The organism is Bacillus sp. BPN334, from assembly GCF_008368885.1.
In the GTDB taxonomy this organism is placed as follows: Bacteria; Bacillota; Bacilli; order Bacillales; family Bacillaceae_G; genus Bacillus_A; species Bacillus_A wiedmannii.
Genome location: NZ_QOZW01000013.1, coordinates 117,893 through 132,462, shown reverse-complemented (window position 1 = coordinate 132,462; position 14,570 = coordinate 117,893). Strand labels below are relative to the sequence as shown.

Below are 14,570 nucleotides of genomic sequence, written 5' to 3'. Positions count from 1 at the left end.
GGGTATAGTATGAACATATTCAAAGGGTTTCTAATTTCATCAATTGCAATGACAACATTTGTAGGAACAGATCTAATACTACAAAATGATAGAATTCATAATAAAGTTTACGCGGAATCTTATAATGTCACATACAAAGAAACAGATTCTAATAAAAGAGATTCACAGGAAGAACAATTAATTGTAAAGTTTAAAAATGCAATTGACTTACCTTATGAAGATGGTATTGAGAAACGAATAAAAAATGGGAATTATGATAACAATTTAAAGAAGTTATTTTCCGAAAATACGGAACTTACTTTAAATCGCCTGTTCTCATCTGTAAATCCGATAGAGATTGAAAAGTTATCATTACACTCTAAATCATTTGCTAATCAATCAGCTAACAATCTATTAAATTATTATATTGTACAAGCTCCTAATAACATAGAAATAGAATTATTACTGAAAAAATTTGAAACATCACCTCTTGTAGAGGAAGCTTATATACAAGAAAAACAAATTTTGACACCCCCTGAAATACAACAGTTACCAGATTTATCTGTTAATCCGTACGATGATCCTAGATTTAAAAATCAAGGATATCTTGAAGCAGCACCAAAGGGAATTAATGCCTCGCATGCTTGGAGCATTAAAGGTGGTGACGGAAAGGGTACTACTTTTGTGGATATGGAATATGGATGGTTATTGAACCATGAGGATTTAGTCAATAAAAATATAAAGCTTATGTCTGGACAAAATATAAGTCAGCATAGAGCTCATGGTACTTCTGTATTAGGAATTGTTTCATCCGAAGATAATCAAATTGGAAATATTGGAATTGCACCAAGAGCAAATGTAAAAGTAATATCCCAAATCAGGGATAATGGAATTTATAATACAGCGGATGCCATTTTAAGTGCTGTACATAATTTACAAGCAGGGGATATCCTTTTATTAGAGGCACAAGCTTCGTATGATGGGTATGGGGAGAAATATTTACCTGTAGAAGTACATCCAGATATTTTTGATGCGATTCGTGTTGGTACAGATAAAGGGATTATTATTATAGAAGCTGGCGCAAATGGTTCAAACGACTTAGATAATTTTAAAGATCGTAATGGAAAAAAAATCTTAAATCGAAATAGTCCAGACTTTAAGGATTCAGGTGCTATTATGGTTGGGGCGGGAACATCAACTGTTCCACATAAACGTTTATGGTTTTCAAATTATGGAAGCCGATTAGATGTATATGGATGGGGAGAAAATGTTGATACAACATCTGCAAATCCAAGTCAAAATAATACAAATTTATATACATCAACATTTAGTGGAACATCAAGTGCTTCACCAATTATTGCTGGGGCAGCAACTTCGATTCAAGGTATTGCTAAAGAACACCGAGGTTCTCCTTATACACCAGCCGAATTAAGAAATATCTTAAGTAATCCAAATACAGGAACAAAATCTCAAGATCCATGGAATGATAGAATAGGTGTTTTACCTGATCTAAAATCTATATTAGATAACTTAGGTTTTAATCCAGATATACCGAACTCTTCTAATATTTTAGAAGGAAAGCAGTTTGTATGGTCACTAAAAGGAATTAGCGATTTCGAGTTTGCTAAAATCAATCTCAATAAGTCGACAGAAGAAGTGCAAGTTGATTTAAAGGCAGGCATACCACATCATTATTTTAATGAAACATACGCGAGTATTAAAGTACAAAATGCATCAGGGAAAGTAGTATACAATAAAGACATTTATGGAAACAAACAACAAAATGCTGAATCGCAAAAGGTTCCAGTCAAAGTAGGAGATTATATCGAGTTAACACATCTAGAAGGTGTGCATAGAGCTACTCTCACAAATGTTGATAATAGTAAACAAGAGAGCTTTGGAAAAAAAGCCATATACGAAATTACAAAAGAAGGTTTGAAGAAAGTAGAAAAAATGCCAGAAGCAACAATTTGGGATGGAAATCAATTTGCATGGTCGCTAAAAGGAATCAGTGATTTCGAGTTTGCTAAAATCAATTTCAATAAGTCCAAAGAAGAAATGCAAATCGACTTAAAAGCAGGCATACCGCATCATTATTTTAATGAAACATACGCGAGTATTAAAGTACAAAATGCATCGGGGAAAGTAGTATACAATAAAGACATTTATGGAAACAAACAGCAAAATGCTGAATCACAAAAGGTACCAGTCAAAGTAGGAGATTATATCGAGTTAACACATTTAGAAGGTGTGCATAGAGCTACTTTCACAAATGTCGATAATAGTAAGCAAGAGAGCTTTGGAAAAAAAGCCATATACGAAGTTACAAAAGAAGGTCTGAAGAAAGTAGAAAAAATGCCAGAAGCAACAGTTTTAGATGGAAATCAATTTGCATGGTCTTTAAAGGGATATAATGATCGAGAAATCGCAAAAGTAGAGTATAACAAAGCAACAGAAAAAATGCAGATCAAATTAGAAGCCGGTATACCACACTCCTATTTTACTAGTACGTATGCAAGCATTAAAGTTCAAAACTCATCGGGCAATATTTTGTACAATAAAGAAATTGTAGGAAATAGACAACAAGCCGCTGAAATTCAAACTGTTCCAGTAAAAATAGGAGACTATATTGAATTTACCCATATAGAAGGAGAAGCACAAAAGGAAAAGACAAGAGCTTTACTAATTAATCTTGAGAATAGTAAACAGGAATTTATGGGTAAGAAAAGAACATATCAAGTTACTTCTACGGGATTATTAATAAAATAGATTAAAAAGATGTCTAAAAAATATAATTTTTTTTGGACATCTTTTTTATTATTAAAAAAGAGTTAACTATTGATAATGATGTATGATGAATTCTATAGGCACATTAGATATTTTATATATTTATACCTATTCAAAAAAACAAGTTATAGCTAATGTTCTAAGGATTGACACATCTATTTTTGTTTAATATTTTTATCCAATTTTTCTTTTATTATCATCATGGAAATACGAATTTCATTAATCTCACTATCACTTAGTCCGTTAAACAATTGATTTATTTGTTCATCTGACTGAATATGAATTATATCTAGTAGTACCTCTCCTTTTTTTGTCAAAAAGAGAAAGTTTTTTCTGCTGTCTTTTATTGAGCTTCTTTTCTCTATTAATCCTTCCTTCTCAAATCTACGTAAAATTCTGCTCATATAGCTTCTATCAATATTAAGTTCTTGCACAAGATTATTCGCAATACACTCTGTTCTTTCGCTTATTTCAAATAGTATTCGTGTTTCGGTTAATGAATAATCTGTATCTAGAATCTGGTTATTAAATAGACCAAGTACCTTTGTATAAAAACGGTTGAATTGTCTGATGTCATAAGTAATTTTTTTATCCATAGATCCTCCTTTAGTTGACTAAGTCCACGTTTAATATTAATATAACTGTACCCTTAAAATGTGGACTTAGTCAATGTTTTAAGGATGCCATTTTCAAAAATCTGTCGCAATCTTTATTAAAACCTAATTGAAGGAGATCGTATATGATTATTCGAAAAATGAAAAAAGAAGACAATGCAAAAGTAAAAGAAATTATACAAGATTCATTAAAATCACTTGGATTAGCGCTTCCTGGAACAGCTTATTTTGACCCTCAACTTAATGACCTACATCAATATTATAATAATCTAAAACATGCGAACTATTGGGTAGTAGAAATGGAAGGAGAAGTTGTTGGTGGAATTGGTATAGCACCGTTTAACGAATATGATAAAGTTTGCGAATTACAAAAGCTATACTTAAGTCCAAAAGCACAAGGTCTAGGGTTTTCCAAGAAACTAATGGAAACAGCTTTGTCATTTGCCTCTAAACATTATGAAAAGTGCTATTTAGAAACAATGCATGAATTAAAAACTGCATGTCTATTATATGAAAAATTTGGATTTATACTTTTAAATGCCCCCCTACCAGGTTCTGAACACTCCACTATGAATGCATGGTATATAAAATCTTTTTAAAATTAGGTGTATTAAACGCATCTATTAAAAGGAAGTATTGAAGGAGCTTTATTTTGACACAAATACAAACATGAATTTCAACTAAGCAATCAATTGCCTCTCTTAAACTGGCTATTTAAAAGTGATGAAAAAAATTCAAATGTAGCGATAAAAGTTTTGATAAATCTACAAAATGTAGTGATAAAACGAAGGAAAAACCATGAAAAATAGGCGTATCATGCAAAGTGTTGATACGCCTTAAAACTACATTGTTAAACAACATGTGTCGTCGTGTAGTAATAATGATGTTTATTTAATTATCTTAGTTTCAGTATTACAAATAATGGCTATCTTCTTTTATAAAAAATATATAATTTATTCAATTATTTTTTCGATAACAGGCATAGCAGCAATTGGTGGAATAGAGTGAGTCCATCCTACGGAAAATATGTTTAGTTTTTCACCTACGCTGTAGTTATCTTTGCTAGTAATAGGGACACGTAAGATTTTATTTTGAGAGGCTAATTCCCACCAATTATTTTGATAAGAGAGTGCCTCCACTTTTGTGTTAGTGTCAGCTACAACTAAATAATTATCATCTGCTGAAATAACATATCTAGTGAAAGGTATCTGTATTCGTATTTGTTCTTCGTTAATAGGAGTAGGGTTACTTATAGAATCTGCCGAAATAGGAGTTAATCCAAAAGCTAATCCACATCCTAGTGTTAAAGTGGTTACCATTGTTACTAATTTTTGTTTTTTGAAAACATAATATAAATCCCCCTTATATTTTATCCGTACACGATCACCTTTCTATTTATATATAGAATGTATTCTGATATTCCTAAATCTAACAATTATGTCACAATTGATCCATTGTTTTTTCAACTGGGTATTATTTAAAGATAATATATGTTATAATTCACCAAATTAACTATTAATTGTACCTTCAAAAATAATATATTTCTTCTCATAAACTACGTAAAATCGAGTTAAAATTAATAAATATATACCATTTTTGTAAGTTGGGAATTAACGGTAAATCATAAGTAATATAAATGTACACAAAAGTGTCGATTCTAATAATCTAGTTTGGCTAAAAAACTTATATCTTAAATAGAAGACTAGATACATTTTGACTAAATATAGATAATTTTTTGTATTTTTTAGTAGTATAATGAGATTATTTAAAAATGTAATATTATGTATATATAGAAATATTTATCTATTTTTTGGGTTATTAGGGATTTATTTTATCTATAAAAGAAAATTAAATATTGATGTATAATTAAAAGTTCTGGTGCGAAAAATTTTATGGGAATTGCAAAAAATCTCTACATCTTGGAAATACTGATGCTATTACTCTAAAAAAAGTATGTGATCGGTATGAAAAAGGAAAAAATTTTCATATGCAAGCACTATCAACCTACTATTATCTTATTAACGGTAAGATGGTACCCACGGTACAACCTAAATTTTCGTTATTTGTTGATGCGGATATTCTAGAAAAAGATGGGACAATCCATGACCAAAAAAAATAGAATATTTAAAATCACATATTATAAATTTTTAGAGGAAGCATCCGTAGCGGATGCTTTTTTCTTTGCTATATAAGATTTATATAATAAATGAGAAATTAACTAAGCAGACAATTGAACCCCGCAACTCAAACAACCATACTCATATCTCACAAATTGATCCATAACTAAAATAATTAAACAAACATTTGTTTAATTTTACATAAATGATTTCTTCATTTATAAATTTCTTAGCGTACAAATTCATCAAAATGATATGGTGATCCCAATTAGGATGACGTTCTTTTTAAAGTACTGTTATATCTGAGTTTAGGTGATTAGTTATAACTGTCTAGAAGTTTTTTTATGAGAACATAGTGTGTTAATATTTCGACATTTTTATATATTTTATGTTTTTTTTAAAATAAATGTATTAAAATCTGTTTTTTCTCATACATTCATTTGATTATTCTTCTTTTTAATTGAATTGAAATGTATCCATTTTCTTATATAAATGAGTATATTTATGTTAAATTGTGTAAATATGTGTAAATAGATAATATGAATATGTAAGTAATATTTATTACTTATATATTCATATTTTAAGTATCTAGAAATATAGCGGAGGGATATTATGAAAAGGTGACAGAAACGAAAAACACAAAATTTAGTGATGGTAACCGCCACATTATCTATGTTTACTATTGGAATAACGCCCTCATTAGAAATCTTTGCGAAAGAACAAGCGCAGCAACAAAAAGTATCCGTGTTAAAAAATGATACAATCCAAAAAATAGCGGCACTAGGGTATCCAAATTTAATGGCTGAAATTTGGAAAAGTACAGATTCTAATCCGATTAAACCAGATACACCGAATTCTTCGAATATTTTAGAAGGAAGCCAGTTTGCATGGTCGCTGAAAGGGATTGGAGATTTTGAATTTGCGAAAGTAAATTTAAATAAATCAACAGAAGAAATGCAAATTGATTTAAAAGCAGGTGTACCACATAACTACTTTGATAGTACATATGCAAGTATTAAAGTGCAAAATACATCAGGTAAAGTGGTATACAACAAAGAAATTTATGGAAATAAGCAACATAATGCTGAGCAAGCAAAAATTCCGGTAAAAGTAGGCGATTTTATTGAGTTCACACATTTTGAAGGTGCGAATAGAGCCACTATTACAAATATGGAAAAAAAACATTCATGAAAGTTTTGGGAATAAAGCGGTGTATGAGATTATAAAAGAGGGATTGAAGAAAGTAAATCAAATTGTTAATCCAAAACTAGATACAGAAGCTCCCACACAGCCACAAGGACTATATGCAAGCAACGTTACTTCTAACAGTATAGAGCTAAAATGGAATCCTCCTACAGATAATGTAGGTATAAAAGAATATCAGGTATTACGTGATGGACAATGGATTCAATCGGTACAAGGAACAACATTTACTGATCAGAACTTAACAGCTAGTAAGGAATATAAATATACAGTGAAGGCTGTAGATGCAGCTGGAAATACATCAATTCAAAGTAACATTCTTCCGGTAAAAACAAAAGATCAAAATGTATCTTATAAAAAATGGGATCCGAAGAAGGCATATACAAAGGGAGATAAAGTAGAACATCAAGGGAAAGTGTATGAAGCTGTTCAAAATCATCAAGGAAATGGTGACCCAAATTGGATATTTGCTTTATCGTTATGGAGCCCGCTTATTTTGAATTTTTAAGTTGATGGCATGGGAATTATTTTATATAAATGAGAATCATGCAACAGTCAAAAGTCAAAAACAAAAAAGGAGAAATTATTTTGAAAAGGATTTCATCTTTATTATTAACTATGCCTATTATTTTAGGAAGTATTGCTACGATTCCGCATACAAAGGTTTCAGCTGAAACAATGTCATTCAATCAAGAAACATTCACTTTAGAAACATTGAATCAACAGACAGATCAAGCCATTGCAAATGGTAATTTTGAAGCCCATTTGAAAAATCTCACAGCATATTTAAATGGAAATGTTGGGGGTATGACTGAAGAAAACTTGAAAAAGAAGCTTGCAGACCCAGTATTTGCAGCAGCTTTGGCTCAGTGGCAATTCATATCACAAACAGGTGGTGCAACAATGGATGCATTTGCCAAAAAAGATGCTGACCATCAGAAATTTCTTAGCTGGGCTATGAAAAATACAAGCGTGATGAATACCTATCTTGAAGGTGGTAGTCCAACGGGAAAAAATCCTGTAAATGCACTTGAGATATGGAATACAATCTGGAATGCGGATGCAGATTCTCACGAAGGGTTGTATTTGAAATTAGCGGTAGCTACATCGTTAGCTCATGCTGAACCTATAAAATATTGGACAAACAATCAACCTATTAATCCATTAATAAGGTACCAACATTATAAATCAGCAGATCAAAATAATGAGTTACTTCCTTGCTTTAGAACATATGATGTTTGGCATTTAAGATTAGTAGTGAATACTTGGTCACCAGAAGAAGATTTAACTTGGGCAAGAAATATGATTAATACGGAACATCCAGAACTTAAAAACCAAGATAAGGTAGGGGAAAGTGCATATTTGATTGATTATGTAACCCATAACAAAGATGGAGTTAGCATTCAAGCTGGAAATGATGCATTCTACGGTTTAGGTTGGAATCTTTCTTCCATTTATAAATTTGGTGGGGTATGCGGTAATATTTCGAAGTTTGGTACGCAAGTAAGCCAAGCATTTGGAGTGGCAGCTATGCCTGTTGGACAACCTGGACATTGTGCACTTATATGGAATAACAAGCCATCTTCTTGGAATTTAGGATATGATATATCTGGATGGGGTCAGTCGAGCCGTCATGATGCAACTGTTATTCCTTGGTCAGATAATAGCCCGACAAATCAAGTGCCGTATATGTTACTATTTGAAAATGCTGAACGTGAACCAGTAAAACTAGATCAATCAGAGCGATTACGCTGGTTAGCGAAAGCGATGACTTCAACAGATAATAAAATTGCAATTTATAAAATATCCACCAATATTTTACCAATCAATTTTTTAGTATGGAAAGATTACGTTTCTCTTATGTTACAAAATCCAAATGTAACAGATGCTGAGTGGGAAGAATTAAATAACAGTATCATTTCCGTTTTTGCGAATGAACCGAGACCGATGATGGATCTTATTACTCAAATAAAAGACCATGTACCAAATAGAGATGGTATCTTAGAAGGAGACCAATTTGCATGGTCACTGAAAGGGATTGGCGATTTTGAATTTGCGAAAGTAAATTTAAATAAATCAACAGAAGAAATGCAAATTGATCTAAAAGCAGGTGTACCACATAACTACTTTGATAGTACATATGCAAGTATTAAAGTGCAAAACACATCAGGTAAAGTGGTATATAACAAAGAGGTTTATGGGAATAAACAGCAAAATGCTGAAACACAAAAAGTTCCAGTAAAGATCGGCGATTTTATTGAACTTACACATCTAGAAGGCAGAGAGAGGGCAACATTAATAAATTTAGAGAATAATAAACGTGAAAACTTTGATAAAAAAGCAGTTTATGAAGTTACAAAGGATGGCTTGAAGAAATTAAATCAAATTGTTAATCCGAAACCAGATACGGAAGCTCCCACACAGCCACAAGAATTATATGCAAGCAACCTTACTTCTAACAGTGTAGAACTACAATGGAATCCTTCTACAGATAATGTAGGTGTAAAAGAATATCAGGTATTACGTGATGGACAATTAATTCAAACGGTACAAGGAACGACGTTTACTGATCAAAACTTAACAGTTAATAAGGAATATAAATATGCAGTGAAGGCCGTAGATGCAGCTGGAAATACATCAATTCAAAGTAACATTCTTCCGGTAAAAACAAAAGATCAAAATACATCTTATGAAAAATGGGATTCAAAGAAGGCGTATACAAAGGGAGATAAAGTAGAACATCAAGGGAAAGTGTATGAAGCTATTCAAAATCATCAAGGAAATGGTGACCCAAATTGGATATTCGCTTTGGCATTATGGAATCCACTGACATAGGGGGCTGATGGCATTCCCCAAAACTTAAGAACAGAGACAAAATAAATTGATGGACATGTATGGTGACCCAACTTAGCGTATTTAATGAATCGGTGGTTTTTTTAAATGTATTATTGTAACAATTACACCATCTAAAATTAAAATACAAGTTTATGCCATAATTCACGAATAAACAAATTTCGGATTCCTAAGAAATTACATTTTCTCAATACCTATTTTTTTCTATTAGTTATATATTTTAGTTAGGTTACGGTAGTAATCTAACTAAAATATATTAAGCAAAGGGGACTGTAATTTGGCTTATTTTCTTTTATTATTAAGACTTTTTCATCTTTAAATACTGATATACTAACTACTAAAACAATCCCATTTTGAGTCATTTTATTTCCTCCAGTATTTTATACTTATTGAAACACTTTATTTTGTGAAGAAGTTAATTTTATGAACTCATTAACATCGTTAACACATAATTTTATCCCTTTTTCCCAAAAAGTTTCTAATGTGATATCTTCTCCTAAGTGTTTCATTACTAAATCTTCTGCTAACATACTTCCTGAATCACGAAGCAATTTTAAATAGTCTTTTTCAAATTCTTTCCCTTTTTCTTTTGCGTTTGCAAACATACTTAATGCAAATAAATATCCAAATGTATATGGGAAATTGTAAAAAGGAGATTGTGTAATATAATAATGTGGTGTCCATATCCATGAATAGAGTGAAGCCTTATCTAGGGAACCAGCATACCCTATATCTATTGCTTCTTGCATTATTTCATTTAAGCGTGATGATGAAACAATTCCCTTTTTACGTTCCTCATAAAATTTCTTTTCAAACAAAAACCTAGAATGAATATTCATGAAATTCATGACGCTACGCTTTAATTTCTCATCAAGTAAAAACAATTTTTCATTAGTAGATCCTGCTTTTTTCATTGCAGCATCTAAAATAATCATCTCAGAAAATGTTGAAGCAGTTTCGGCAATACTCATTGGATACTGTTTATTTATTCCATTAATAGGTTGCATTGCATGGTTATGAAAGGCATGACCTAACTCATGAACTAATGTTAATAGATTTGTAAACGTACCGTCATATGTCATAAAAACTCTTGATTCCTTCGAGAGTGGAAAACCAGCACAAAAAGCAACAGCTGACTTATTAGAGCGATTTTCTGATTCTATCCAACTTTTATTGAAAGCCTGTTTAGCAAATTGCTCTAGTTCTGTTCCAAACTGACTAAAATGCTCCAATATGAAATCAACAGCATCTTCGTATTCTATTTTTTGATCACTCTGTGTAACAGGTGCCCAAAAGTTAAATGATTTCATTTTTTCATGACCATTCATTTTTGCTTTTTGATTTAAGTAGTTAGTGAAGGGGGTTTTGAATTTATTAACCGCAGACCACATTGCATTTAGCGTTTCTTTTTTTATACGATTTTTCATTAAGGGTTCTTCTATTACATTATCTAAGCCACAATTTTTGTAAACTTGTAATCGAAATCCTGCAATATGATTTAATATTTTCGCAAATAATTCTTCGTTTTCTCTCCACTTATTTTCTAAAGCGGTATGAGATTCTATACGAACTTCTTCGCTAGGGTGTGAACGTAAATTTATAGCTTGCCCCACTGATAATTCGTTTTGTTGACCATTTATCTGAACTTTAATTCTAATATTGCTCATAAACGAATTATAAAATTGTCCCCAAGCATGATACCCATCTACCATAAGGTCTGACACTAAATCTTGTTCTTCATCTGAAAGTTTCATTTTAGTATCTTTACGCCATTCATTTAGTATGAACTTGTAATTTGCTAAAACATCAGTATTAAGTAAGTCCGCCCACAAAAATTGATTCGTTTTTATTAAAGTATTTTTCACTTTTTTCAATGCAGATTCAAAACGAGTATGTATTGTTGTTATTTTTCCTTTTAATGTTATAGCATGTTGATCCTTAGGATTTTGAGCAAGAAGACAGGTTATAAAAGAATTAGCTTGTGATATATAAATTTGAATGTCTCCTATGTAATCAAGTAAATCTGCAACTTTTTCTGATTCATTTATGTTTCCCGGAGTATTAAAAAAATTCAGTTCGTCTTCAAATTTATTGACCTGAACATCTAAATCTTTTATATGTTCACTTAATTGAGAGGATTCACTTCCACCTGGGAATAGATTATCTAAGTTCCAAACTTGCGAATATTTTGTTTCTTCCAATTGTTTCTCCCCCTTTAAATTATAATAACCCTACAACGACCGAACGTATATTCTTGATTTTATCATATCCTAGAGTGTTATTTCATTATTTTACTTAAATGCTTTAAGTACATTTTTTCACTCTCCCTATCAATGTACCATAAATATCCATATTGATTATGTATTAAACACTATTAATATTCCCAAAAACGACCGTTTATGGGACTTGGGTGGTTCTTTAACAAAATCGTTAAAAACCTAATCATACCAGGTACCAAAACTCATATCCAAAAACAAAGTTCCTTATTTTAATCCGATGAGGTTTTTGGTACTTAACCACAAAAAGTCAATTCCTTCAATTTACAGGAGATCGATTTTTTCTTTATAAAATTTTGCTTAGCGTATGAAATTCGCGTTATGTTGGTGGGACTCCTATTAAAAGTTGTAGAGAAAAGGGGCATGTAGAATGGAAGAAGGGCGTATTTCCTTTCAGCAAAGGTTTAAAGAAATCCTGGTTATGATCGTTAGTTTTTGAATCATTATGTTTCTCGTGTATGGAGAAAGCCTGTTACAATAGTAAAGAATAACTTGGGTACAAATTGATAATGAAATGGGGAAATATGCTGGATGAAAGCAACCGGAGTAACTAGAAAAGTGGATGAATTAGGGCGTATAGTAATTCCAAAGGAACTTAGAAATACGCTTGGTATTAAAGAAAAATCACCATTAGAGATTTTTGTAGAAGGGGAAGACATCATTTTACAGAAGTATCAGCCTGGTCATGTTTGTGCATTAACAGGAGAAGTGTCAAATCGTAACATAGCATTAGCAAAGGGTAAGATCTCATTAAGTCCAGAAGGTGCAGAACTATTAATAAAAGAAATAGAACAGTACCTTGTCAAATAAGTGCTCCTTTCAAGGGGTATATTATATAAAAGAAGATGTAGAGAAAAATCGTCCTTTAGCACAAGATAGTGAAAATAGGAAGAAGATGAAAGTTTCAGAGGAATTTCCTAAGAATGCATTTACATTGCCAAAACAACTGTATAAACTGTATAACGATGATACGAAAACAAAACAATGGAAAGAAGCTTTCTTCACAATCCAGCCAACTTATATGTATCCTGATCATGAAATAAAAATTATAGACCAAAGCATATACGATAGTATGAAGAATAAAGAAAATACTGTGTTTATTGGAAAAACAGATGATTTTGGAGCACATTTGAAATAATGGGAAAAACTTGATGAATTACAGATAGCGAAATGTAAAAATGTGAAAGCGGAAGAATTAGGTAGTACATATCAAATGTATAATCTGAGTCATGGTATGGCCAGTGGATTCATGTTCATGGGCTTCTTCGTTGGAATTGCGTTCTTAGCAATGATGGCAAGTTGCCTAATGTTTAAAATTCTATCTGGTGCATCGAAAGACAGCACACGTTATCAAATGCTTCGTAAAATCGGTGTCCGCCAGGGGTTATTAACACAATCGATTTATAAAGAGTTATTCTTCATATTCTTAGTACCGGCAATTGTGGGTATTGCTCATATATTAGTTGGTATGAACATGTTCGGTCCGCTTTTGATTGATCCGTATTTCCGAATTTGGTTGCCACTTGTCATTTTCGTAGTGATTTACTTAATTTACTACTTGATTACAGTTCAATTGTATAAAAGAATTGTACTTCCGAAAGAAAAATAGTTTTAAAAAACATACAAAATGTTAAACTGGGGTACAGAAACGATTCAAAGAATAAACCCCCACATCTGAAAATTTCCAATTTGGGCGGGTATTTTTTATTATGTTTTGTCTTGTAGTATTCTATATAAAGCAGATCTTGAAACATTGGTAATTTCACAAATATGGTCAAAAAAGGACAAACTCTCCAAGGGGAGAAGTCTGTCTAAAGGCAGATATATCTTATCAATGAACTCTTTGGTTTAACAGCATAACGTTCAATACCGCTAGGAATCTTTTACCCTTCTTTCATATCCCACTATTTTTGCAACAGAACCTAAAAAACGACACCCTTTCTCATTTATATTATTAAGAAAGAATAACGCCTTTTTTTAAAATTCTTAAGTTGATGGGCATGCGGCTGTATCCCAACATTCGTTAGAATAGAAAAGAGGCATCTTTCCGAAGCAGGAGAGATGCCCGATTTTACAACAATTGAAATTCAAGATGAAAATTTTTTCTACCAGAATCTTATAATTTAATTTAGTCTCTGTAATTTAAATTTTTGATTATTACTAGCTGTAAATGGATATACTATAACATTTGTTCCATCTTTAGTACCAGAACCAGTTACATCTAAATACCTAGAGTTTTTCTTATTTTTTAAATAAAAATATCCATTTCCTGCATCTTCAACTATCCAATAATGCTCTTCATAGTATTGGTTAGGTGTAGCAAAAACATTGCTAGAACCTTGATAGTCATTCCAAGCTAATATTAAATTTCCATTTGTTACACTTTTAATTTGATAGGCCTTTTTATTTGAATCATATACTAACTTCCATTTTTGATGATTACCGCCGTTATTGCTCCATAAGGTAACATTATTCGTTGATCGATCCATATCTATAACGCTACTATTATTTAACGCAGAAAATAGTTGATAGGTACCATTCAAATTAGCTCCAGGAATGTTTTCTCCTACTTCTTTATATATGACATAATCCATTCCATTGACCGTTGCTATTACTGCATATTGGTCTTTTAAGTTTAATGGAAGCTGGTCAATCCACATGCTTGCATTTGGTCCTCCGCTCCACATATTATGAGTAGTCCGTTTTGTTAAATTCATAACTTTATAGGACGCATTTGGTGC

8 protein-coding genes and 3 pseudogenes are annotated in these 14,570 nt (G+C 31.6%); 7 read left to right on the top strand and 4 right to left on the bottom strand.

Going from position 1 to position 14,570, the window contains the following annotated elements; all coding sequences use genetic code 11:
- Positions 1-9 precede the first annotated feature (9 nt).
- Positions 10-2,748, top strand: a complete 2,739-nt coding sequence (locus tag DN393_RS21050; protein ID WP_149173839.1) for a putative mucin/carbohydrate-binding domain-containing protein — start codon at positions 10-12, stop codon at positions 2,746-2,748.
- Positions 2,749-2,921: 173 nt separating this feature from the next.
- On the opposite strand, the gene DN393_RS21045 is transcribed toward DN393_RS21050, so the two are convergent.
- Positions 2,922-3,362 (bottom strand): MarR family winged helix-turn-helix transcriptional regulator, encoded by a 441-nt coding sequence (locus tag DN393_RS21045; protein ID WP_149173838.1) that lies wholly within the window; start codon positions 3,360-3,362, stop codon positions 2,922-2,924.
- Positions 3,363-3,505: 143 nt separating this feature from the next.
- On the opposite strand from DN393_RS21045, the gene DN393_RS21040 reads away from it, so the two are divergent.
- Entirely contained in the window at positions 3,506-3,979 is a 474-nt protein-coding gene (locus DN393_RS21040) for a GNAT family N-acetyltransferase (protein ID WP_088047596.1), read from the top strand.
- A 354-nt stretch (positions 3,980-4,333) separates the two neighbouring features.
- On the opposite strand, the gene DN393_RS21035 is transcribed toward DN393_RS21040, so the two are convergent.
- Entirely contained in the window at positions 4,334-4,699 is a 366-nt protein-coding gene (locus DN393_RS21035) for a DUF3221 domain-containing protein (protein WP_149173837.1), read from the bottom strand.
- A 645-nt stretch (positions 4,700-5,344) separates the two neighbouring features.
- On the opposite strand from DN393_RS21035, the pseudogene DN393_RS32615 reads away from it, so the two are divergent.
- From DN393_RS32615 to DN393_RS21020, 3 genes and pseudogenes are all read left to right on the top strand, one after another.
- Positions 5,345-5,449, top strand: a pseudogene (locus DN393_RS32615) (IS6 family transposase); the annotation flags it as partial.
- 801 nt (positions 5,450-6,250) lie between these two features.
- Positions 6,251-7,208 (top strand): annotated as a pseudogene (locus tag DN393_RS21025) (putative mucin/carbohydrate-binding domain-containing protein); the annotation flags it as partial.
- 80 nt (positions 7,209-7,288) lie between these two features.
- Entirely contained in the window at positions 7,289-9,535 is a 2,247-nt protein-coding gene (locus tag DN393_RS21020) for a putative mucin/carbohydrate-binding domain-containing protein (RefSeq protein WP_149173836.1), read from the top strand.
- Between the two features lie 404 nt (positions 9,536-9,939).
- Here the strand turns inward: DN393_RS21020 and DN393_RS21010 are convergent, their stop codons facing one another.
- Positions 9,940-11,754, bottom strand: a complete 1,815-nt coding sequence (locus DN393_RS21010; protein ID WP_149173835.1) for a M3 family oligoendopeptidase — start codon at positions 11,752-11,754, stop codon at positions 9,940-9,942.
- Positions 11,755-12,360: 606 nt separating this feature from the next.
- Between DN393_RS21010 and DN393_RS21005 the strand changes: the two genes are divergently transcribed.
- Both DN393_RS21005 and DN393_RS21000 read left to right on the top strand, forming a co-directional pair.
- Positions 12,361-12,639 carry an AbrB/MazE/SpoVT family DNA-binding domain-containing protein gene (locus DN393_RS21005; RefSeq protein WP_000648344.1) on the top strand — a complete coding sequence of 93 codons (279 nt, stop codon included), beginning with the start codon at positions 12,361-12,363 and terminating at the stop codon, positions 12,637-12,639.
- A gap of 16 nt (positions 12,640-12,655) precedes the next feature.
- A pseudogene (locus DN393_RS21000) lies at positions 12,656-13,438 on the top strand (ABC transporter permease); the annotation flags it as partial.
- A 514-nt stretch (positions 13,439-13,952) separates the two neighbouring features.
- On the opposite strand, the gene DN393_RS32090 reads toward DN393_RS21000, so the two are convergent.
- Positions 13,953-14,318, bottom strand: a complete 366-nt coding sequence (locus DN393_RS32090) for an RICIN domain-containing protein (RefSeq protein WP_229135894.1) — start codon at positions 14,316-14,318, stop codon at positions 13,953-13,955.
- Positions 14,319-14,570 lie beyond the last annotated feature (252 nt).

What these genes read in the sequence shown, in the direction of transcription:
- DN393_RS21050 (WP_149173839.1), top strand. Translation starts at nt 10, where the DNA reads ATGAACATATTCAAAGGGTTTCTAATTTCATCAATTGCAATGACAACA.
- DN393_RS21045 (WP_149173838.1), bottom strand. Translation starts at nt 3,362, where the DNA reads ATGGATAAAAAAATTACTTATGACATCAGACAATTCAACCGTTTTTAT.
- DN393_RS21040 (WP_088047596.1), top strand. Translation starts at nt 3,506, where the DNA reads ATGATTATTCGAAAAATGAAAAAAGAAGACAATGCAAAAGTAAAAGAA.
- DN393_RS21035 (WP_149173837.1), bottom strand. Translation starts at nt 4,699, where the DNA reads ATGGTAACCACTTTAACACTAGGATGTGGATTAGCTTTTGGATTAACT.
- DN393_RS21005 (WP_000648344.1), top strand. Translation starts at nt 12,361, where the DNA reads ATGAAAGCAACCGGAGTAACTAGAAAAGTGGATGAATTAGGGCGTATA.
- DN393_RS32090 (WP_229135894.1), bottom strand. Translation starts at nt 14,318, where the DNA reads ATGGATCGATCAACGAATAATGTTACCTTATGGAGCAATAACGGCGGT.